Source organism: Methylobacterium sp. Leaf106, assembly GCF_001422895.1.
Lineage (GTDB): Bacteria > Pseudomonadota > Alphaproteobacteria > Rhizobiales > Beijerinckiaceae > Methylobacterium > Methylobacterium bullatum.
This window is the reverse complement of record NZ_LMNB01000001.1, coordinates 25,339-46,006: the sequence shown is the minus strand read 5'-3', so window position 1 is coordinate 46,006 and position 20,668 is coordinate 25,339. Positions and strand designations below refer to the sequence as shown.

Annotated in this window: 15 protein-coding genes; 5 read left to right on the top strand and 10 right to left on the bottom strand. The window is 67.6% G+C overall.

The annotated features are described in order from the left end of the window. Window positions 1-57: 57 nt before the first annotated feature. The 3 genes from oxlT to ASF34_RS00165 all read right to left on the bottom strand — a co-directional run bounded on the left by oxlT (window position 58) and on the right by ASF34_RS00165 (window position 3,921). Window positions 58-1,332 carry an oxalate/formate MFS antiporter gene (gene oxlT / locus ASF34_RS00175; protein WP_056157466.1) on the bottom strand — a complete coding sequence of 425 codons (1,275 nt, stop codon included), beginning with the start codon at window positions 1,330-1,332 and terminating at the stop codon, window positions 58-60. A gap of 62 nt (window positions 1,333-1,394) precedes the next feature. After that, window positions 1,395-2,270 carry a class I SAM-dependent methyltransferase gene (locus ASF34_RS00170; protein ID WP_056157463.1) on the bottom strand — a complete coding sequence of 292 codons (876 nt, stop codon included), beginning with the start codon at window positions 2,268-2,270 and terminating at the stop codon, window positions 1,395-1,397. A 52-nt stretch (window positions 2,271-2,322) separates the two neighbouring features. After that, a complete protein-coding gene (locus ASF34_RS00165) occupies window positions 2,323-3,921 on the bottom strand; it encodes a gamma-glutamyltransferase family protein (protein WP_018043119.1) in 1,599 nt (532 codons plus the stop codon). 234 nt (window positions 3,922-4,155) lie between these two features. On the opposite strand from ASF34_RS00165, the gene ASF34_RS00160 reads away from it, so the two are divergent. The 4 genes from ASF34_RS00160 (at window position 4,156) to hflX (ending at window position 9,819) form a co-directional block, all read left to right on the top strand. After that, window positions 4,156-6,477: a sensor histidine kinase NtrY-like gene (locus ASF34_RS00160; RefSeq protein ID WP_018043120.1), complete on the top strand. Its 2,322-nt coding sequence runs from the start codon at window positions 4,156-4,158 to the stop codon at window positions 6,475-6,477. Continuing rightward, the gene (ntrX, locus tag ASF34_RS00155; protein ID WP_056141569.1) at window positions 6,474-7,844 is read left to right on the top strand and encodes a nitrogen assimilation response regulator NtrX; all 1,371 of its coding nucleotides are present in this window, start codon (window positions 6,474-6,476) and stop codon (window positions 7,842-7,844) included. The genes ASF34_RS00160 and ntrX overlap by 4 nt, the downstream gene beginning before the upstream one ends. Before the next feature lie 166 nt (window positions 7,845-8,010). Next, entirely contained in the window at window positions 8,011-8,265 is a 255-nt protein-coding gene (gene hfq / locus ASF34_RS00150; RefSeq protein WP_009866358.1) for an RNA chaperone Hfq, read from the top strand. Between the two features lie 144 nt (window positions 8,266-8,409). Next, entirely contained in the window at window positions 8,410-9,819 is a 1,410-nt protein-coding gene (hflX, locus tag ASF34_RS00145) for a GTPase HflX (RefSeq protein ID WP_026175814.1), read from the top strand. A 132-nt stretch (window positions 9,820-9,951) separates the two neighbouring features. Here hflX and ASF34_RS00140 read toward each other — a convergent pair whose 3' ends face one another. The 6 genes from ASF34_RS00140 to ASF34_RS00115 form a co-directional block, all read right to left on the bottom strand. Further along, a complete protein-coding gene (locus ASF34_RS00140; RefSeq protein WP_018043123.1) occupies window positions 9,952-10,524 on the bottom strand; it encodes a fasciclin domain-containing protein in 573 nt (190 codons plus the stop codon). A 218-nt stretch (window positions 10,525-10,742) separates the two neighbouring features. Further along, the gene (locus ASF34_RS00135; RefSeq protein WP_056157460.1) at window positions 10,743-11,696 is read right to left on the bottom strand and encodes a transporter; all 954 of its coding nucleotides are present in this window, start codon (window positions 11,694-11,696) and stop codon (window positions 10,743-10,745) included. Between the two features lie 497 nt (window positions 11,697-12,193). Then, window positions 12,194-15,184 carry an excinuclease ABC subunit UvrA gene (gene uvrA / locus ASF34_RS00130; RefSeq protein ID WP_056157458.1) on the bottom strand — a complete coding sequence of 997 codons (2,991 nt, stop codon included), beginning with the start codon at window positions 15,182-15,184 and terminating at the stop codon, window positions 12,194-12,196. Between the two features lie 314 nt (window positions 15,185-15,498). Beyond that, window positions 15,499-17,400, bottom strand: a complete 1,902-nt coding sequence (locus ASF34_RS00125; RefSeq protein WP_056157453.1) for a PAS domain-containing sensor histidine kinase — start codon at window positions 17,398-17,400, stop codon at window positions 15,499-15,501. 265 nt (window positions 17,401-17,665) lie between these two features. Continuing rightward, window positions 17,666-18,469 (bottom strand): Crp/Fnr family transcriptional regulator, encoded by an 804-nt coding sequence (locus tag ASF34_RS00120; protein ID WP_018043127.1) that lies wholly within the window; start codon window positions 18,467-18,469, stop codon window positions 17,666-17,668. Between the two features lie 409 nt (window positions 18,470-18,878). After that, window positions 18,879-19,127 carry a hypothetical protein gene (locus ASF34_RS00115; protein ID WP_056158812.1) on the bottom strand — a complete coding sequence of 83 codons (249 nt, stop codon included), beginning with the start codon at window positions 19,125-19,127 and terminating at the stop codon, window positions 18,879-18,881. A gap of 239 nt (window positions 19,128-19,366) precedes the next feature. Between ASF34_RS00115 and ASF34_RS00110 the strand changes: the two genes are divergently transcribed. Next, complete coding sequence (locus ASF34_RS00110) at window positions 19,367-19,573, top strand: hypothetical protein (protein ID WP_018043129.1); 207 nt, start codon at window positions 19,367-19,369, stop codon at window positions 19,571-19,573. Window positions 19,574-19,583: 10 nt separating this feature from the next. Here the strand turns inward: ASF34_RS00110 and ASF34_RS00105 are convergent, their stop codons facing one another. After that, entirely contained in the window at window positions 19,584-20,651 is a 1,068-nt protein-coding gene (locus tag ASF34_RS00105; protein ID WP_156465557.1) for a hypothetical protein, read from the bottom strand. Between the last annotated feature and the right edge of the window lie 17 nt (window positions 20,652-20,668).

Sequence of the window (20,668 nt, the reverse complement as noted above, 5' to 3'; positions counted from 1 at the left end):
CAAAACGCGGACGGGTTTCCCCGTCCGCGCTTCGCAGAATCGATCTAGCCGGAAACGTCAGGCCATGGCGGGTTTGGCCGACATGGCGCGCGTCTCGCCGAGACCGAGCCAGTTCCGGCGCATGGGCTTGAGGACGAAATAGGCGAGGATCGCGGTCAGCACGTCGAGGGTGATGATGATCGCGAAGACCGGGAGCCAGGAGCCCTGGACCAGGTAGATCCAGGCGGCGATCGGTCCGCCGAAGAGCGAGCCGATGCCCTGCGCCATGTAGAGGAAGCCGTAATTGGTGGTGGCGTGCTTGGTACCGAACGTGTCGGTGAGGATCGAGGGGAACAGCGAGAAGATCTCGCCCCAGGCGAAGAAGACGACGCCGGAGAGCAGGGCGAAGGCATACGGATTCTCGCGGAAGACCAGCAGGAGGGCGATGGCCGCCGCCTCGGCGGCAAACGCGATGCCCATCGTGTTCTCGCGGCCGATCTTGTCCGAGACCCAGCCGAAGAAGGGCCGGGTGAGGCCGTTGGTGATGCGGTCGAAGGTCAGGGCGAAGGGCAGGGCCACAAAGCCGAAGATGATCGCGTCGGCCACACCGAAGTCGCGGGCGAAGGAGGCGAAGTTCGCCACCACCATCAGGCCGCCGGTGGACATCATCGTCATCATCGCGAACATCAGCCAGAAGAGCGGCGTCTTCAGCATGTCCTTCGGGGCGGTGTCGTGGACGCAGGTCGAGAGGTTGCGGGCCGGGGCCGGCAGGACCTCGTCGGCGCGGGGAGCCCGCAGGCCGAGGGCGGCCAGTGCGCCGACGACGCCGAGGATGATGCCGAACACCGTCAGCGTGTGGCGGTAGCCCGAGGCGGTGAGCATGTCGCTGATGGGGAAGGTGCTCAGCATCGCGCCCATGCCGTAGCCGGCGGCGACCACGCCCACGGCGAAGCCCCGGCGATCGGGAAACCATTTCACCATCAGGCCGACGATGCCGACATAGACGATGCCGGTGCCGAGACCGCAGAACAGGCCGTAGGTGGCGTAGACGCCCCAGAGCGTGTCGACGCGGGCGGCGAGCACCCAGCCGAGGCCCGAGAGGATGGCGCCCAGCGCGATCATCAGCTTGGGGCTGAACCGGTCGATCAGGTAGCCCTGGACCGGTGAGAAGAAGGTCTGCAGCACGATCAGGATCGTGAAGGTCCATTGCAGCTGCGGCAGGCTCGCGCCCGTCGTCGCGATCAGCGGTTTGGTGAACAGGGTCCAGACGTATTGCGGGCTGGAAATCGCCATCATGGCGACGAGGCCGAGGCCGAGCTGTATCCAGCGCTGCCGGGAAAGATTCGTATCCATTATGCACTCCATGCTGCCGGCACCGAGACGCAAAGTGTATACCAGACGGCGCGGGCTCGCCGTCAGCGCCGCGCGGAAACCAGCCAGCAGCCGGCATCCAGGGACACGGCGCCGGAGACGGCCCGTTCCGCGAAGTCGTCGCTCACCCGCTTCAGGGCGTCCGCACGGACCGAAGCGGGCTGATCGCGCAGGAGCCGGGAAACCGGGCCGAGCTCGGTGGCGAAATCCGCGGCGGCCTCCGCCGCATCTCGGGCGGTGCCGTCGCCGGACCTCGCGAGGGTGAGGGGCCGGTCGATCGCCTCGAGCGTGATGTCGAGGAAGCCGGCCTGCGCCAGCACCGCATGGAGGGTCTCCGCCTCGGCGAAGCGGAACGGCCCCGGCGCGTCGGCGGGGCCGGGTTCGGGCTCCGGCACCAGGGGCAGGACGAGGTTCCTCGGCACCGTGATCCAGGGATTGTCCTCGATCCGCCGCCAGCACAGGAAGGTCAGGCGTCCGCCGGGGACCAGGGCCTTGCGGATATTGGCGAAGGCGGCGCCGGAATCGTCGAAGAACATCACCCCGAAGCGGGAGATCGCCTGCTCGAAGGCGGCATCGCCGAAATCGTGGGTCTGGGCGTCCGCTTCGATGAACGCGATCGGCGCCAGGGCGGGGGCCTCGATGGCGGCCCGCTCGCGCGCCACCGAGAGCAGGGGGGCCGAGAGGTCGGCCGCCACCACACGCCCCCTGGGGCCGAGCCGGCGCGCGGCGGCGATGGCGCAGTCACCGGCGCCGCAGCCGATATCCAGCGCCGAGCCGTCCACCCGAAGGCGCGCCGCCTCGAACAGGGCGGCGGTGAGGGGCGCGAAGACCGCGTCGATCCTGCGCTGGTTGCGCGCCCAGCGCGCACCGACCTCGCCGTTCCAGTAGTCGCGCTGGGTGATCGCGCCATCCGCCATCATGAACCTTCCGGTCTCTGAACATCGATCGTCCGGCCCCCGGCGGGGACCCGTTTCACAGGCCGGACGAGCCGCCATCCGAACGCGGATCGTGGACCGCCTCGATCCGCCCGTTGCCGGGATGACGGACCAGCATGCCGGCATGGCCGAGGGAATCGATGTAGGAACCGCCCAGTTCCTCGATCTCGTGGCCCATGGAGCGCAACTCGGCGATGCAGGCCGGATCGAACCGGTCCTCCACCTTCACGCTGAGGGATTCGGCACCCCAGGTACGGCCGTAGAGCAGGCGCGGCGCGTCCACCGCCTCGGCCGGGCTCATGCCGTAATCGGCATACCGCGAAAAAATCTGGGCCTGGAATTGCGGCTGCCCGTCGCCGCCCATGCTGCCGTAGGACATCACGCGGCCGTCGTCGAAGGCGGCCAGTCCGGGGATCAGGGTGTGGAACGGCCTGCGCCCCGGCTCCAGGGGGTTCACCGCGCCCTTCTCCAGCGAGAACGAAGTGCCGCGGTTCTGCCAATGGATGCCGGTCTTCGGCAGGACGATCCCCGAACCGTATTCCCAGTAGATCGACTGGATGTAGGAGACGGCCAGACCGTCCTTGTCGATGGCGCCCATCCAGACGGTGTCGCCATCGCCCGGTCCCCGGAGGGGCACGGAGGCGGCGCGGCGCATGTCGATCTGGGCCGCCTCGCGGTCGAGGCACTCCGGGGTGAGGAAGCTCGCCGGATCGACGCTCAGCCGGTCGTAATCGGTGACCGTGCGGTCTCGGATGGCGAAAGCGCGCTTCGTCGCCTCGATCAGCCCGTGATACTGCGCCGTGCTCTCGGGCCGCGACACGTTCAGCCGGTCGAAGATGCCGAGGATGATGAGCGCGGCGAGGCCCTGGGTGGGCGGCGGGAAGTTGTAGAGCACCGCGTCGCGACGGCGCAGCGACAGGGCCGCCCGCTCCCGCGGCGCATAGGCTTCGAGGTCGGCCCGCGTCACCGGCGCGCCGAGACGGTCGAGGTCGGCGGCGATCTCGCGGCCGAGGTCGCCCCGGTAGAAATCGTCGAGCCCGGCATGGGCCAGTTGTTCGAGCGTATCGGCCAGGGCCGGCAGGCGGCGGGTGGCGCCGGCGGCGAAGGGCTTGCCCCCGTCGAGGAAGGTCTGCGCGAAACCGGGCTGGTCGTGAAGCGTGTCGATCTCCTTCGGCACGTAGCGGGCCTCGGAAGGCGACACCGCGCAGCCCTGTCGCGCATGGCGGATCGCATCGGCCAGCAGCGTCTCGAGGGGGAGCCGGCCGCCCAGCGCCCTGGCGAGGTCGAGGGCGAGACGCCAGCCACCGATGGCGCCGGCCACGGTGAGCGCCGCATCCGGCCCGCGCGAGGGGATCGTCTCGTGGCCCTGGCTGCGATAGCGCTCGACCGTGGCGAGGGACCCGGCCGGGCCGCAGGCCTCGATGCCGCGCACCCGCCCGCCCGGTTCGCGAACCAGCCAGAACCCGTCGCCGCCGATGCCGTTCATATGCGGGTAGACCACGGCGATGGTGGCCGCCATGGCCGCCATCGCCTCGATGGCGTTGCCGCCCTGCGCCAGCACGGTCTGCCCGGCGGTGGCGGCCAGATGGTGAGGCGCGGCAACGGCGGCGGAGGAATAGACGGGCGTCTCGGGCATCGCGAACTCGGTGTGAGGAGGCTTGGAGGATTGAGGAGAGGCTTGGAGAATAATGTATTTTCTCGGCCGGTCGACCGAGAGATTTCCAAGCAAGAAACGGTCGCAGATCGCTGCGGTGCCATCGGTTTCACGGCGTGAGGCGCCGTCGCGGCGCGTGCCGCGCCCATGGTGTCCACCGACTCGATGGCCCGATTCGTATTAATTTCGCCACACTGTTGTGGCGACGCATCAGCCATGGCGTGGCTTCGACGTTCCAAACAATCGGCCGCCCCGGGAGACGATGTCTCACCGGAGGGCGAGGCCGAACCTCATACCATCCGGGCGGCACCGCGCGGCCCCGGCTGGATCGGCGCGCTCGTCGTCGCCACGGCCCTGATCTCGGCCATCGCGACCTTCCTGATCCTCGCCGGCGTGATCCGGGTGACGCCGACGCCGACGATCGGCCTGACGCTGCTGGGCATCAACGTCTTCCTGGTCCTCAGCCTGTTCGTCATCATCGCCTGGGAGGCGCGGGTCTTCCTGCATGCGCGCCGGGCCAATGCGGCGGTGGCGCGCCTGCACACCCGCATCGTCGGCCTGTTCAGCCTCATCGCGATCCTGCCCACCGTGCTGCTGGCCGTCGTGGCGGCGGTGACGATCGATCGCGGGCTCTCGCTGGGCTTCACCGACCGCGTCCGCGACGTGGTGCTGAAATCCGTCGAGGTGGCCGACGCCTACCAGGAGAACCAGTGCCAGTCGCTCGCCCGCGAGATCCGCATCCTCACGGACGACCTCACGCGGGCACGGCCGAATTTCGACGTGAACAGGGAGTGGTTCGAGAACTTCCTCACCACGCGGGCGACCGCGCTGGGACTGCCGGTCGCCGAGATCATGCGCGGACCGAACGAGCTCGTGGCACGGGCGAAGATCGACGTCCTCAAGGAGCGCAGGCTGCCCTCCGCCGCGGCCTTCGAGGAGGCCGCCAAATCCAACGAGACGATCTGTCTGAGGCCGAGCGAGGGGAGGGTCTTCGCCGCCCTGCTGCGGATGCCCGCCTATGACGGGGCCGTGCTGCTGGTGCAGCGCGAGGTCAGCCAGCTCGCCGTCGACTTCCCCGGCGTCTCGCGGGCGGCGGCCGCCGAGTACCTCACCTACGATTCCCTCAAGCGCTCGATCCAGATCAGCTTCGCCTCGATCTTCGTGCTGATCGCGCTGATCGCCCTGCTCTCGGCGGTCTGGTTCGGACTCAACTTCGCCAACCGGTTCGTGGCGCCGATCCGCCGGCTGATCAACGCGGCCGATCAGGTCGCCTCGGGCAATTTCTACGCCCAGGTCCCGGCCCGGAAGAGCGACGGCGACCTCGCCCATCTCGGCGAGAGCTTCAACAAGATGACCCAGGAGCTGCGCCGCCAACACGATGGGCTGACGGCGGCGAGCGAACTCATCGACCGGCGCCGCCGGTTCACCGAAGCGGTCCTGGCCGGGGTCTCGCCGGGCGTCATCGGCGTCGACGCGGCCGGGCTCGTCACCATCGCCAACCCCTCCATCGAGCGCACATTGGGGCTCAAGGCGGATGCGATCATCGGCAAGCCGCTGGTCCAGGCGGTGCCCGAGCTCCAGGCCATCCTGCCCGAGGGCGGAGAGGGGCGCCTGCGCGCCCTCCAGCAGCAGATCCAGCTGACCCGCGACGGGCGCGAGCGCACGGTCACCGTGCGCGTCACCAGCGAGCAGGCGCAAGGCGGCGCCCGCGGCTTCGTGGTGACGCTGGACGACATCACCGACCTCGTCACGGCCCAGCGCACCTCGGCCTGGGCGGACGTCGCCCGTCGCATCGCCCACGAGATCAAGAACCCGCTGACCCCGATCCAGCTCTCGGCCGAGCGCATCCGGCGCAAATACGGCAAGGTCATCGTCGCGGACAAGGACGTGTTCGACCAGTGCACGGCGACGATCATCCGCCAGGTGGACGAGATCAAGCGCATGGTGGACGAGTTCTCGTCCTTCGCGCGGATGCCGAAACCGGCCATCGCCCGGAACGACCTGAGCGAGATCGCCAAGCAGAACCTGTTCATGATGCGGGTGGCGCATCCGGACATGGATTTCGCCTTCACCGAGGCCGGGCAGGACCGCCTGCACGCCGCCTTCGACATCCGGCTCCTGTCGCAGGCGATCACCAACATCCTCAAGAATGCGGTGGAGGCCGTCTCCGCCGTGCCCGAGTCCGAACTGGGCAAGGGCCGGGTCGACCTGCGCCTCCTCGTCGAAGAGGGGTTCGCGGTGATCGAGATCACCGACAACGGCAAAGGCTTCCCTGTGGAGGGGCGCCAGCGGCTGCTCGAGCCCTATATGACCACCCGCGAGGGCGGCACCGGGCTCGGACTCGCCATCGTCAGCAAGGTGCTCGAAGAGCATGGCGGCGGCATCGAACTGAACGACAACCCTTCGGGTAGGGGCGGATGCGTGCGGATGCGCGTTCCCCTCGATACCCGGGACAAGACGACGGAGGGGAAACCCTCCGCGCAGGCTGAGAAGGTTGCCGCACCGACGGCACCCCCAATCGCGGAGATGACGTCATGAGCGCCGATATCCTGATCGTCGACGATGAGGCCGACATCCGCGACCTCGTCGCCGGCATCCTCGACGACGAAGGTCACCGCACCCGCACGGCCGGAGGCTCCGACGAGGCGCTGGCCGCCATCGAGTCGCGCCGCCCCCACCTCGTGTTCCTCGACATCTGGCTGCAGGGCTCGCGCCTCGACGGGCTGCAGGTGCTCGACCAGATCAAGCTCGGGCATCCCGACCTGCCGGTGGTGATGATCTCGGGCCACGGCAACATCGAGACGGCGGTGGCCGCCATCAAGGCGGGCGCCTACGACTTCATCGAGAAGCCGTTCAAGGCCGACCGGCTGGTGCTGGTGGCCGAACGCGCCCTCGAAGCCTCCCGCCTCAAGCGCGAGGTGCGCGACCTCAAGGCGCGCTCCGGCCAGGCGAGCCGGCTCGTCGGCGGGTCCGTGGCGGTCAACCAGCTGCGCCAGACGGTGGAGCGGGTCGCCCCCACCAATGCGCGGGTGATGATCCTCGGCGCGCCGGGCTCCGGCAAGGAACTCTCGGCGCGGACCCTCCACGCCTCCTCGTCCCGCGCCAGCGGTCCCTTCGTCGTCATCAACGCGGCGATGATCACGCCCGAGACCATGGAAGCGGAACTGTTCGGCGTCGAGGCCGGCGAGGGCCGCGCCCGCCGGGTCGGCGCCCTGGAGGAGGCCCATGGCGGCTCCCTCTATATCGACGAGATCGCCGACATGCCGCGCGAGACCCAGAACCGCATCCTGCGCGTGCTGGTGGACCAGAACTTCCAACGTGTCGGCGGCACCACCCGCGTCCATGTGGACGTGCGCATCATCTCCTCCTCCTCGCGCGACCTCGCCGAGGAGATCGCCGCCGGCCGATTCCGCGAGGATCTGTTCCACCGCCTCTCGGTGGTGCCGATCCGGGTGCCGTCCCTGTCCGAGCGGCGCGAGGACGTGCCCGAACTCATCAACTTCTTCATGGAGCAGATCTCGGCCGCCACCGGCCTCGCCCGCCGGCGCATCGCCGAGGACGCCATGGCGGTGCTGCAATCGCACGATTGGCCGGGCAACATCCGCCAGCTGCGCAACAACGTCGAGCGGCTGATGATCCTCACCCATACCGACCCGGAGCAGGAGGTGACCTCGGAGATGCTGCCCACCGAGATCGGCGCCCTGGTTCCGACGACGCCGAACGGCGCGGGGGGCGAGAAGCTGATGAGCCTGGCCCTGCGCGAGGCGAGGGAAATCTTCGAGCGCGAATACCTGATCGCGCAGATCGCACGATTCTCCGGAAACATATCGCGCACCGCCGAGTTCATCGGCATGGAACGCTCGGCCCTCCACCGCAAGCTGAAGTCGCTCGGCATCGGCCCCTGAGGGCCTGGGCGACCTTCGCCTTACATGTGCGTGCCCCTTGCATGTGCGTGACAATGACCGTGTAATAGTCGAGGTTGTCTGTTTTCACCGGTCTGCTACGCATTCGAACCAACAAGAACCCGCCAGTCACGGCGGGCGGCAGGTTCTTAAGAAGGATTAATAAAAAATGGCGGGCGAACGCGCTCAGAACCTGCAGGACACGTTTCTCAATCATGTCCGCAAGAACAAGATCCCGCTCACGATCTTCCTCGTCAACGGCGTCAAGCTCCAGGGCGTCGTGACCTGGTTCGACAACTTCTGCGTCCTCCTGCGACGGGACGGGCATTCGCAGCTCGTCTACAAACACGCGATCTCGACGATCATGCCCGGCCACCCGGTTCAGTTGTTCGAGCCGGACGAGACGGCGCCCGATAAGGCGTGAAGCGACGTCGGCAGTCTTGCCCATGACGAGACGTTGAGAGACGTTTGACGCCGAACATCGGACGAGGACCGAAGACTGCCCTTGTTTGACGTCGGCAAAAGCCCATTCTCCTCATCTTCAGGGGACAGGGTCGAACCGAATTTCATGACGCAAATGACAACGCCGGGCGAAGCCCGGCTCCAGGCGATGGCCGCTCCCGAAGGTGAGATCGCGGCCGCGACCCATACGCTGGTGATCGGCCCCTATCTCACCCGGTCCGCCGCTCCCCGGACAGGCGGCGGACCGGCCGACGTCTCGCGCTCGAGCGAGGCGCGGATCGACGAGGCGGCGGGTCTCGCCGTGGCCATCGAGCTGGACGTCACCGAGGCGATCATCGCGCCGGTCTCGCGCATCCGCCCCTCCACCTATCTCGGCAAGGGCCGGGTCGAAGAGCTCGCCGGCCGGATCAAGGCCGAGGAGATCGGCCTCGTCGTCATGGATTGCGCCCTGTCGCCGGTGCAGCAGCGCAACCTGGAGAAAGCGTTCGGCTGCAAGGTCATCGACCGCACCGGCCTCATCCTGGAGATCTTCGGCCGGCGCGCCTCCACCCGAGAGGGCACGCTGCAGGTCGAGCACGCCCATCTCGCCTACCAGCGCAGCCGCCTGGTGCGGTCCTGGACCCACCTCGAACGTCAGCGCGGCGGCTTCGGCTTCCTCGGCGGCCCCGGCGAGACCCAGATCGAGGCCGATCGCCGGATGATCCAGGAGCGGATGACGAAGATCGAGCGCGAGCTCGACAGCGTCACCCGCACGCGCGGCCTGCACCGGGAGAGCCGGGCGCGGGTGCCGTACCCGATCGTCGCCCTCGTCGGCTATACCAATGCCGGCAAGTCGACGCTGTTCAACGCCCTGACCAAGGCCGAGGTGATGGCCAAGGACATGCTGTTCGCCACCCTCGACCCGACCGCGCGCGCGACGAAGCTGCCGCATGGGGAGACGGTGATCCTCTCGGACACGGTGGGCTTCATCTCGGAGCTGCCCACGGCCCTCATCGCCGCCTTCCGCGCCACGCTGGAGGACGTGATCGAGGCGGATATCCTGCTCCATGTCCGCGACGTCAGCCACGTCGATTCGGAGGCGCAGGCGGAGGATGTCGGCGACGTGCTGCGTGAACTCGGGATCGAAACCACGGCAGAGCGAATCATCGAGGTCTGGAACAAGGCCGACCTGCTCGACGATTCGGAGCGCACGCGCCTCCTCAACCTGAGTGCCCAGGGGCGCAACGACCGGGACAGTGACGTGCCGATCCTGGTCTCGGCCCTCACGGGCGAGGGCCTGGCGGCCCTGTCGGGCCGGATCGAGGCACGGATCGCCAAGCGACGCTCCACCTTCGCCGTCACCCTCGCGCCAGAGGACGGTGCGGCGCTCAACTGGCTCTACGAGAATGCCGAGGTTCTCGACCGCCGTGCCGAAGAGGCGGGCACGATCCACCTCGCCATCCGCGTGGCGCCGGAGAAGGAGCCGCGCTTCCTCAACCGCTTCGCCAGCGCACGCAAGCTCAGCCGCGCGGACTGAGAGAGGAGAAGCCTTCCGGTGGGGCAGCGGAAGGGCGATCGTCCATCCGCGACCGCGGGGGCTTCGAAGGCCCAACAAAAAACCCCGGCTCCAAGGGAGCCGGGGGATGAGTTTCGGGTCCGGAAAGACGTCTTACGGCTGCAGAACGCCGTTGATGACGTGGATCACGCCGTTCGACTGCATCACGTTGGCGATGGTCACCTTGGCTGTGTTGCCCTTGGTATCGGTGAGGTACACGGCCTTGCCCTTGGTCTGGACCACGAGCGGGGTGCCCTGCACGGTCTTGATCTGGCCTTCACCGCCGCCGTCCTTGGCGATCTTCATGAGGTCCTTGGCGGTCAGGGTGCCGGGGACGACGTGATAGGTGAGGATCGCGGTCAGCGTCGCCTTGTTCTCGGGCTTCACCAGGGTCTCGACGGTGCCGGCCGGCAGCTTGGCGAAGGCCGCGTTGGTGGGCGCGAAGACGGTGAAGGGGCCGGGGCCGGCGAGGGTGTCGACGAGGCCGGCGGCCTTCACGGCGGCGACGAGGGTGGTGTGATCCTTCGAGTTGACCGCGTTCTCGACGATGTTCTTGGACGCATACATCGGAGCGCCGCCGACCATCGGGTTCTTGGCGAGAGCGGCCACCGGGAAAGCGGCGCCCATGGTGAAGGCGAGGGCGACGGCGGCGAACGTGGAGGCCACGGGGCGACGGGTGTTGGTCATGGGGCGTTCCTCTTGAGCTATCCCCTTCGCGGGGGTCATCGCTCGTTACGGAGCCCGGAAGAGGAAAGTTTCGGGAACGCTGCGAAAAGTCGTGTTCGCGCGAGATATGGCGGGACGCGAGCGCCTCCTCCAAAGCAAAAGCCCGCCCGACCTGAAGGTCGGACGGGCTTTCGCGATCTGAGCGACGGCGAGGACGACCCTCGCCGCCGTGCTCGAGATCAATACTTGCGGATGATCGGGGCCGGAGCAGCGGCGACCGGGGTCGGCGAGTACAGCGGCACGATCAGGCGGCCCGAGATCTCGGTGCTGTCGAAGCTGGTGGTCGCGACGGTGCGGGCGACGTAGACCTGCGCGGTGGCGAAGCCGAAGTCGTAGCCGACGAGGCCACCCATCAGGAACCGGCCACGATCGTTGAGGGCGGCGTTGATGATGCCGCCAGCCTTGGCGCCGGTGTCGAAGTTGACGGTGCCGTAGGCGATGGCGCCGATCTCGAACTTGCCGAACTTCTTGGTCGCGGTCAGGTCGAGGTTGAGGGAGTCAGAGAGAGAGTAGACCGTGCCGAAGTCACGGCCGCTGCCGAAGGAGGACGGCGAATCGTAGATGTTGGCGGTGAGGTTTGCGGTCAGATTGTAGCCATCGCCGGTGTAGCTGGCGGCAACGCCGACGCGGTAGGTGTTCGACGAAAGCTGGGGCAGCACGGCAGTGTTGGCGAGAGCGCCGGCATTCGTGCGCAGGACACCACGGTCACCGTTCAGCTCGTTCAGGTAGACACCGCCGAGCAAGCTGACGCCGAAGTTGTTGCCGAGGTCGAAGGCCCAGATGCCGCCGACGAAGGTACCAACGTTGATCGAGGTGTCACGCAGGCCGTTCGCGCCGCTCTTGCCGAAGGTGAACACGGTCGGGGGAGCCACGAGGAGCTCGATGCGGCCGCCGAGCGGAACCAGCGGGGTCGACCAGACCAGCACGGGAATGTTGATCCCGACGTCCAGAGCCGAGTTGTCACGCGACTGGTAGACGAAGGTGTTCAGGGCGTAGATGCCCTCGGGCAGCGGCGCGCCGGTGGCGAGGCCGACCTGCTCGCCGGGGATCGTGGTGGTCTGTGCGTAGGAAGCCGTGGCGCTCATGCCCATGGTCAGCGCCAGTGCGCCGGTGGCCAGCCAGTTCTTCGTCATTGTCTCGTCCTTCCCAAGGATTTCAGGCATTCGCCGCGCAGACCTACGAACCATCGTGCCGAGTGCCGCATTGTTGCGGCTTGCTGACATCCAGTGCGTAGGGCCCCCCTTGCGGCCCGAATTCGTGTCTCAACGCTGAGAACTATTCTACAGGTCGGATCGGATTGACAGTCCAATGCTTCGGATCGAGGCAGTTCCAAACGAACCGTTGCGGAAAAGCCGCAATTTCGACGCGGTGCAGCGCAAGGTTTTGTTAACTTTTTCAGCAGAATTCCGGCGGGCATGACGCCGCAACGGGCAACGCGTCGGCAAAATAACGCTGATCGGTCAAACCGTTGCGACCGATCCATGTGGCAGGACGATTGCGCAATCGACGGCGGGAGTTTGCGCATCGCCAGCGGACCACGATCCCCGCATGCCCGGTGCCTGTGCACCGCAGCAGGGCCATCGTTCCCAGGTGCCGTCGAATCGAGCTTGGCCTTGGCCGGGCGGGCAGCTTATTCCGCCGCGTCCCGGCCCTTGGCGGTGACCTCGGCGAGGGGACGGCGGGCCAGCACATCGCGCAGGAACCGGCCGGTATGGCTCGCCTTCGACTTGGCGATCTGCTCCGGCGTCCCCTCGGCCACCACGACGCCGCCGCCATCGCCGCCCTCGGGTCCCATGTCGATGACCCAGTCGGCGGTCTTGATGACCTCGAGGTTGTGCTCGATCACGACGACGGTGTTGCCCTGGTCCACGAGTTCGTGGAGCACCTCCATGAGCTTGGCGACATCGTGGAAGTGAAGGCCGGTGGTCGGCTCGTCGAGGATGTAGAGCGTGCGGCCGGTGGCGCGCTTGGAGAGCTCCTTGGACAGCTTCACCCGCTGCGCCTCGCCGCCCGACAGGGTGGTGGCCTGCTGGCCGACCTTGACGTAGCCGAGGCCGACCCGCGCCAGGGTCTCCATCTTCTCGCGGATCGTCGGCACCGCCTTGAACAGGTCGGCCGCCTCCTCGACGGTCATGTCGAGCACGTCGGCGATGGAATGGTTGCGGTACTTCACCTCCAGGGTCTCGCGGTCGTAGCGGCGGCCCTTGCACACGTCGCAGGTGACGTAGACGTCCGGCAGGAAGTGCATCTCGATCTTGATGACGCCGTCGCCCGAACAGGCCTCGCAGCGCCCGCCCTTCACGTTGAAGGAGAAGCGGCCGGCCTGGTAGCCGCGCGCCTTCGCCTCCGGCAATCCGGCGAACCAGTCGCGGATCGGCGTGAAGGCCCCGGTATAGGTCGCCGGGTTGGAGCGCGGCGTGCGCCCGATGGGCGACTGGTCGATGTCGATGACCTTGTCGAGATTCTCGAGCCCGTCGAGGCGCTCGAACGGGGCAGGGTGCTCCATGGCGCCGTTGAGGGATTTGGCCACCGACTTGTAGAGCGTGTCGATGATGAGGGTGGACTTGCCGCCGCCCGAGACACCCGAGACGCAGGTGAAGGTTCCGAGAGGGATCTCGACGCTCACGTCCTTCAGGTTGTTGCCCCGCGCGCCGACGAGGGTGAGCTTGCCCTTCCGTCCCTTCCGCCGGGCGGTGGGCACCCGCACGCTCATCTCGCCGGTGAGGTATTTCGCCGTGAGGGAGTCGGGGCTCTTCAGCACCTCCTCCGGCGTGCCCTGGGCGATGATCCGGCCGCCATGGATGCCGGCACCGGGGCCGACATCGACCACGTAATCGGCCTGGAGGATCGCGTCCTCGTCGTGCTCGACCACGATCACCGAATTGCCGAGGTCGCGCAGGCGCTTCAACGTGCCGAGCAGGCGCTCGTTGTCGCGCTGGTGCAGGCCGATGGAGGGCTCGTCGAGGACGTAGAGCACCCCCGTCAGACCGGAGCCGATCTGCGAGGCGAGGCGGATACGCTGGCTCTCGCCGCCGGAGAGCGAGCCCGAACCGCGCGCGAGAGTGAGATAGTCGAGGCCGACATCGACGAGGAAGGTGAGCCGGTCGCGGATCTCCTTGAGGATGCGGAAGGCGATCTCGTTCTGCTTCGGCGTCAGCTTCTCCGACAGTTCGGAGAACCAGCGATGCGCCTCGCGCACGGAGAGCGCGGTGACGTCGCCGATGTCCTGCATGGCGACCTTCACCGCCAGGGCCTCGATCTTGAGGCGCTTGCCGCCGCAGGAGGCGCAGGGCGTCTCGCTCATGAAACGGGCGATGTCGTCGCGGGACGCATCGCTCTCGGTCTCCTTGTAGCGCCGCTCCAGGTTCGGGATGACGCCCTCGAACGGCTTGTTCACCTCGTAGGCACGCATGCCGTCATTGTAGGCAAAGCGGATCGACTCGCGGCCGGAGCCGTAGAGGATGACCTTGTGCGCGGTCTCGGGAAGGTCCGACCAGGGCACGCTGGTCTTGAAGCCGTAATGTTTGGCCAGGGCGTCCAGGGTCTGGCCGTAATAGGGCGAGGTGGATTTTGCCCAGGGGCCGACGGCACCGCGCTTGAGGCTGAGCTTGACGTCGGAGATCACCAGTTCGGGGTCGATCCGCATCTCGTGGCCGATGCCGCCGCAGGTCGGGCAGGCGCCGAACGGGTTGTTGAACGAGAACAGGCGCGGCTCGATCTCGGCGATGGTGAAGCCGGAGACCGGGCAGGCGAAGCGCGACGAGAAGGTGATGGTCTCACCCTCGGCCGGGTCGGCGAATTCGATCAGTGCGATGCCGTCGGCCAGTTCCAGGGCGGTCTCGAAGGAATCGGCCAGCCGCGCGGCGATGTCGGCCCGGACCACGAGCCGGTCCACCACCACGTCGATGTCGTGCTTGAGCTTCTTGTCGAGCTTGGGCGCGTCGTCGATCGGGTAGTATTCGCCGTCGATGCGAAGACGCTGGAAGCCCTTCTTCTGGAACTCGGCGATCTCCTTGCGGTACTCGCCCTTGCGACCCCGGACGACGGGGGCGAGGAGATAGAGCCGGCTCTTCTCGGGCAGGGCCAGCACCCGGTCGACCATCTGGCTCACGGTCTGGCTCTCGATCGGCAGGCCGGTGGCGGGCGAGTAGGGGATGCCGACACGCGCCCAGAGGAGGCGCATGTAATCGTAGATCTCGGTGACGGTCCCCACGGTGGAGCGCGGGTTCTTCGACGTCGTCTTCTGCTCGATGGAAATGGCCGGCGAAAGCCCGTCGATCTGATCGACATCGGGTTTCGACATCATCTCGAGGAACTGGCGGGCATAGGCCGAGAGCGATTCGACGTAGCGGCGCTGGCCTTCGGCGTAGATCGTATCGAAGGCCAGCGACGACTTGCCCGAGCCCGACAGGCCGGTGAAGACCACGAGCTTGTCGCGCGGGATCGTGAGATCGATGTTCTTGAGGTTGTGCTCGCGCGCGCCGCGCACGGCGATGACGCGACGGTCGGGGCTTCCCTCGAACAGCTTCTCGATCCGTGCCTCGACGCTCTCCTCCTGCGCCTGCGCGGCTTGGGTCTTCAGGCCCCGTGGTGTCTTGGCGGCGGCTTTTGCTTTGGCCATTGGGTCTCTTCGGCGGCAGGACTTGAGCGGCAGGACTTGGGCGGCAGGGCTTGCAGGAACGGGCAGTCGACAACGACGCTCGGCGGCGATCGTCTCCGAGACGTCATGCGGCGAGGTCGACGACGACGGCCCCGCCACCGGTCGCCATGTCGGGCGCACGGGCCGGGCGGGCAAGACGCACGCCACGCATATCCGTCACCCAGCTAGAACAAAAAGCGTACAGCTACAATATCGGCGTCGGATTTTGCCCCCGGCCGGAACCCGGCGAAGCTTTCACGATTGAAACGGCCACGCGAGCGGGACGCTTTCCGCCGCTAGAAATTTCCCTGGAAACCCGACAGAGGCGCCATGACCCGGCACACCAGGCCGTCCGGTTCGTAGGCGAGGGAGACCTCGCCGCCCACCGCGCCGGCGAGGCCGCGCTCGATGAGGCGCGAGCCGAAGCCCTTCCGGGTCGGGGGCTGCACGGGCGGGCCGCCGCGCTCGGACCAGGTGAGGTGGATCGTGTCGTCCTCGTCCGCCGCGACCACGCTCCACGTCACGGTGACGCGGCCGTCAGGCCGGGAGAGGGCGCCGTACTTGGCGGCATTGGTGGCGAGTTCGTGCATCATCAGGGCGAGGGACAACGCCGCCTTCGAGCCGATGACGATGTCGGGACCCGACAGGTGGAACCGGCCGGGCTGCTGGTCGTCGTGCAGCGACAGGGCGCTCGTCAGCACCGCCTCCATCTCCGCGCTCTCCCGCTGTCCGGTCAGCAGGATGTCGTGGGCCTTGCCCAGGGCGATCAGGCGCGCGGCGAGCGCATGCTTGGCGGCCTCGATGTCGGTGACGTTGCGCAGGCTCTGCGAGGCGATCGCCTGAACCATCGCCAGGGTGTTCTTCATGCGATGGCTGAGTTCGCGGTTGAGGATGCGCTGCTGCTCGTCCGCCTCGATCCGGGTCAGCCCGCTCCAGGCCCGCTCCGCCACGTCACGGACGAAATCGATCTCGTTCTGGGTCCAGGCGCGCGGCGACGCCTCCGTCGCGTAGAGCACGCCGACGAGGCGGCCGCGCCGGAGCAGGGGGACGGAGATCACCGCCCGGACGCCCTGGGCGATGTAGAGGGCCGCATCCGTATCCAGTTCGGGCGCGGAGGCGAGGTCGGGCACCGCGAGCACCTCTCCGCGCCGCAGGCTGGCGATGCTGGCGGGATACTCGTCCAGCGGCAGGGTCTGGCTCGGAAAGACCTGTCCGTCGGACGACCACGAATGCGCCACCGTCACCAGTCCGGCCGGCAGGTCGACCATGCCGTAGCCGGCCCGCGTCGTGGCCAGGGTCCGGCCCAGGATCTCCGCCGTCATCGCCACGACTTCGGCGTTCGAGCGCAGCTCGCGCAGGCGGTCGCCGAGGCTCAGGAGCGCGTCACGGCGTGCATCCGCGCGTTTCTCCTCGGTGATGTCCTCGATCATCGCCATGGCGTGGACTTCGTCGCCGAGGGTCTGCGAGACCAGGTTGACCCGCGCCCAGATGAGCCGCCCGTCCCGCCGGCGATAGCGCTTCTCGAAGCGGTCCTGCAGGGTCTCGCCGGTGGCCAGGCGCCGGTGCAGGGCCTCGCGCTCGCCCGCATCCTCCGCGGGCGTCCATTGGGCGAGGGAGCACCCGACGATCTCGGATTCCGGCGCGCCCCAGATCTCGCAGAGCTTGGCGTTGACCCGGAGCGCCAGGACGCTGCGGGGATCGAACTGGACGATCCCGATATTCGCGCCCTCGAACACCGCGCGGAACTGTGCCTCCAACTGGGTTCGCACGGTGATGTCGAGCATCGCACCGACCATCCGCAGCGGGATGCCCAAAGCGTCACGCACGAGATACGCGCGATCCAGCACGTCCGCGTAGCCACCGCCGCCCTTCAGGAAGCGGTATTGATGGCTCCACAGGTCCGAGCGCCCTTCGAAGACGGCGTTCAGGCCGGCGGAGACCGCGCCCCTGTCGTCGGGATGGATGTTGCCGAGCCACCAGGCGGAGCCCGGGCCGACATGGCCGGGCGGCCAGCCATAGGACGTCTCGAGCGCCTCGTTCCACACGATGGCGTCGTGCTCCAGATCCCAGTCCCAGACGACGTCGTTGGTCGCCTTGGCCACCAGCCGGTAGCGCTCGTCGATGGAGTTCCGCTCACGGCACGGCTTGTCGCCGTCGGCATTCGCACCGACGCCGTCCCGCCTGTCGCCGACGGCCATAGCCGGCGCCGGCGATGAAGGATCGCGACGGCTCCCCCGGAGGGGTGACGGGACTTTCGCAATGGTCATCGTATTCGCGTCAGACTCGGTCGGTCGCCGTCCCATCAGATGCCGTCAGATCTTGCGGCGAACAAGTCTCGCCGTCAGATTTCGCAAGTTGCCCCCACGCTTTCCGTCACGGATATGAGATTGGAGACTGAGCCCGGCAAGTCTCCACCGGAGCGGCACGCCTCGTCCACTCCCACGGCGCTCGACCATCCCGGAATCAGACGGCTTCGGCCGCACGGGCGGAATCGTCCTGGCGCGGCTGTGTCGGAGGATCGACGGAGAGCATCCGCCCCTCCGCATCGTAGACGGCCCCCAGCACGGTCTCGAAATGGCTCACCACGGCGCCGTGGCACTCGCAGGCCGCCTCCTGGATCCTGGCCCGGTCGAGGATGGTGATGCGGCCGCGCCCGACCTCGATCAGCCCCTGGATCTGCAGGGTCCGCAGGATCCGGGTGAGATAGGTCCGCTGGACGCCCAGCATGTTGGCCAGGAGTTCGTGGGTGACGGGCAGCGTTTCCGTGCCGATCCTGTCCTGCAGCGTCAGCAGCCAGCGCAGGCAGCGCTCCTCGATCGGGTGGAGGGCGTTGCAGGCCACGGATTGCAGCACCTGTCCCAGCAGGCAGTCCGCGTAGCGGGTGAAGAGGTTGCGCAGGGTGGTCGAGCGGAGCTTGGCGTCCTGCAGCTTGGCGGCATCGAGCCTCAGGACCGGCCCGCCGATCTGCACCAGGGCCGTGCTGAAGGCCGGGAGGCTGCCGTGGCTGACGACGCCGCCCACGGCGCCCTCCCGCCCGATCGTGGCGGTTTCCGCGCTCCGCCCATCACGCATGGAGACGATCAGGTTGATGACCGTCTGCTCGCAGGGAAACGAGATGAACGAGACCTTGGCTCCGACGGTGAACAGGGTCTCGCCACGCCGAACGTCGGCACGCTCGAAATGAGGTGCGAGCAGTCCCCGATCCTCCGGGGACAGAGCCTTCAGCAGGAGATTGCCTTCGAAGAAGGACTCAGTCGTCGAGAGCATGGGACACGCGGTGTTCACCTTCTGTCTCGCGCCATAGCGTATCATCAATGGAGCGTCTGTCCACAAGTGCACGAAGGCGAAGAGAAATATCCCGTCCCGGCGGAATTCGGCGCGCGCTACGGCATTCCTACATCTGCATTCATCTGCATTTGCAGGCAGAGCGCGTCCCTCTCCCCCTTGTGGGGAGAGGTCAGGAGTGGGGGTGGCTCCGCTTGCCTCCGCACCCGAGGGTCACCCAACCACCCCCACCTCCAACTCCTCCCCACAAGCTCGACGGATCTCGGGCAGGCCCGAGATCCGCTGGGGAGGAGGGTAGGACGGCGCATCCCGCGACATGCGTGAATTCCGCAGCCCCGCCCGTCAGGTCGAAGAGGCACCCGAGCGCGTCACGCTCCGAAGCGGTTTCGGCTCAGCCCTGGCCGGCCTCGTCGCCTTCGCCGATGCAGTCGAGCGCGCGCTCCACGGAACTGACGGCCTCGCGCAGGTTGCGGACGGTGAGCTCCATCTCCCTGCGGGGACGGCCCATGGCTGCGGCACGATGGGTGACGCCCTGAAGCAGCTCCAGGGCGGCGAACAGATCGTCTGCGACCGCAACCACGTCGCTGATCTGTGGCGCCGGAACGGCGCGGGGGCGGGAGAAGGGGACTACGTTGCTCATGTCGGACAATGTGTCGCCCAAGGTGGGCCGGAGCACCAGATCCAGGGGCGGCGATTCCGCAGGATTGCGCCTCCGATGCCCGAATGTCGTCAAGCGTAGTGAGCGTTTTCGTGGCGCGGGAACATCACTCTGCCGGTAAGCCGTGACGTTTCGTTATCCTTGTGCTTGACGCGGCGACCTCCCCGGCACCACGACAGGCGCGATCGGTCCAGCAGGATCAGCACACCAGGAACAGCCCGATGCGTCCCACCGCCTTCCTCGTCGCCGCCGGCCTGTTCTGTGCCCTCGGGGCCTGCAACAGCGCCGACCGCAGCGGCTTCTCGGACAGCTTCAGCACCGAGAATTACCGCCGCTCCAACGACACCAACGGCACCCAGACCCGCCGCGACGTGAACCGCGCCTACACCGCCCCGTCGATGCCCTCCATCGTCAGCCGCGGCAACTGAGGCTCCTGCTTCAGTTCTTCGCCAGGGCGTCCGCGAAGGCGATCATGCGGTTGCGGGCGTAGGTGGGCAGGCCGGCACTGATCGACGTGCCGGTGTTGAAGGACGAATTGCCCATGAGCACCTGCGCCGGAAGCAGGTTCTTCAGCACCGGCACGCGGGCGTATTCCTGCTTGCGGTCGAGGACATCGGCCTTGATCGCCAGCGCCATGTAGGTCGTCACCACCGTCTTGCCGGGATCGTTCGGCATTGGCTGGAACACGGCGAGGAACTTGCCGAAGCGCAGGATCTGGTTGACCCAGAAGATCGTCTGTTCGAGGCCGCCGGCCACCGGCGTGTCGACCCGCGTGAGCGCCGCGAGCGAGGCCGCCTCGGCCGCCGGCAGGGTCCGCAACTCGCTCTGGAACGAGACGAACTCGGCCACCTTCTTCGAGGCGCCGTCCTCCAGCTTGTTGGCGAGCTTGACCCCCAGCGGCAGCTTGCCCTCGAGATCGTACCGGGATTCGATGCAGGCGGCCGCCCCCTCGCACCAAGCCCGGTCCGGGCGGCGGGCGAAGGCGGCGGCCGGGTCCTTGGTGGGCGTCACCTCGGCGGGGCTCAGGGTCTTGTGCTTGATGACGGGGTCCATCTTGGACACGAAGCCGAGATTGGCGAAGGCCGACAGATCGATGGACTCCGCGGGCTTTCCCACCACGAATCGCCCCTGCGCCACATAGACCTTCAGGGTCTCGTGCCGCTGCTTCGAGACGCCGTTGAGCGTCACGCTGTAATCGGGCTCGGCATAGGCGGGGTAGGGCGCCAGGGCCGCCTGCTCGGCCGGGCGCAGCTTTCGCCATTCGAGATAGGGCGTCAGGCCGCTCTCAGGGTTGGCCGGATTGTCCCGGTGGTCGGTGAACAGGATCGTGCCGGGCTTGAGGGCGGAAAGGCCCGACGGCTCGATGGCGGGAACCTCCTTGATCCGGTCGGCGGGAACCTGGACCTTCGTTCCCTCCTGCGCGGAGGCGGGGAAGCCGAGCGCCAGCACGGGCAGGAGAGCGATGATCTGGGCAAGTACACGTGTCGCCGGAAGCTGCGTCTTCACGTCGGGGCCTCGGTTTG

What these genes read in the sequence shown, in the direction of transcription:
- oxlT (WP_056157466.1), bottom strand. Translation starts at nt 1,332, where the DNA reads ATGGATACGAATCTTTCCCGGCAGCGCTGGATACAGCTCGGCCTCGGC.
- ASF34_RS00170 (WP_056157463.1), bottom strand. Translation starts at nt 2,270, where the DNA reads ATGATGGCGGATGGCGCGATCACCCAGCGCGACTACTGGAACGGCGAG.
- ASF34_RS00165 (WP_018043119.1), bottom strand. Translation starts at nt 3,921, where the DNA reads ATGCCCGAGACGCCCGTCTATTCCTCCGCCGCCGTTGCCGCGCCTCAC.
- ASF34_RS00160 (WP_018043120.1), top strand. Translation starts at nt 4,156, where the DNA reads ATGGCGTGGCTTCGACGTTCCAAACAATCGGCCGCCCCGGGAGACGAT.
- ntrX (WP_056141569.1), top strand. Translation starts at nt 6,474, where the DNA reads ATGAGCGCCGATATCCTGATCGTCGACGATGAGGCCGACATCCGCGAC.
- hfq (WP_009866358.1), top strand. Translation starts at nt 8,011, where the DNA reads ATGGCGGGCGAACGCGCTCAGAACCTGCAGGACACGTTTCTCAATCAT.
- hflX (WP_026175814.1), top strand. Translation starts at nt 8,410, where the DNA reads ATGACGCAAATGACAACGCCGGGCGAAGCCCGGCTCCAGGCGATGGCC.
- ASF34_RS00140 (WP_018043123.1), bottom strand. Translation starts at nt 10,524, where the DNA reads ATGACCAACACCCGTCGCCCCGTGGCCTCCACGTTCGCCGCCGTCGCC.
- ASF34_RS00135 (WP_056157460.1), bottom strand. Translation starts at nt 11,696, where the DNA reads ATGACGAAGAACTGGCTGGCCACCGGCGCACTGGCGCTGACCATGGGC.
- uvrA (WP_056157458.1), bottom strand. Translation starts at nt 15,184, where the DNA reads ATGGCCAAAGCAAAAGCCGCCGCCAAGACACCACGGGGCCTGAAGACC.
- ASF34_RS00125 (WP_056157453.1), bottom strand. Translation starts at nt 17,400, where the DNA reads ATGGCCGTCGGCGACAGGCGGGACGGCGTCGGTGCGAATGCCGACGGC.
- ASF34_RS00120 (WP_018043127.1), bottom strand. Translation starts at nt 18,469, where the DNA reads ATGCTCTCGACGACTGAGTCCTTCTTCGAAGGCAATCTCCTGCTGAAG.
- ASF34_RS00115 (WP_056158812.1), bottom strand. Translation starts at nt 19,127, where the DNA reads ATGAGCAACGTAGTCCCCTTCTCCCGCCCCCGCGCCGTTCCGGCGCCA.
- ASF34_RS00110 (WP_018043129.1), top strand. Translation starts at nt 19,367, where the DNA reads ATGCGTCCCACCGCCTTCCTCGTCGCCGCCGGCCTGTTCTGTGCCCTC.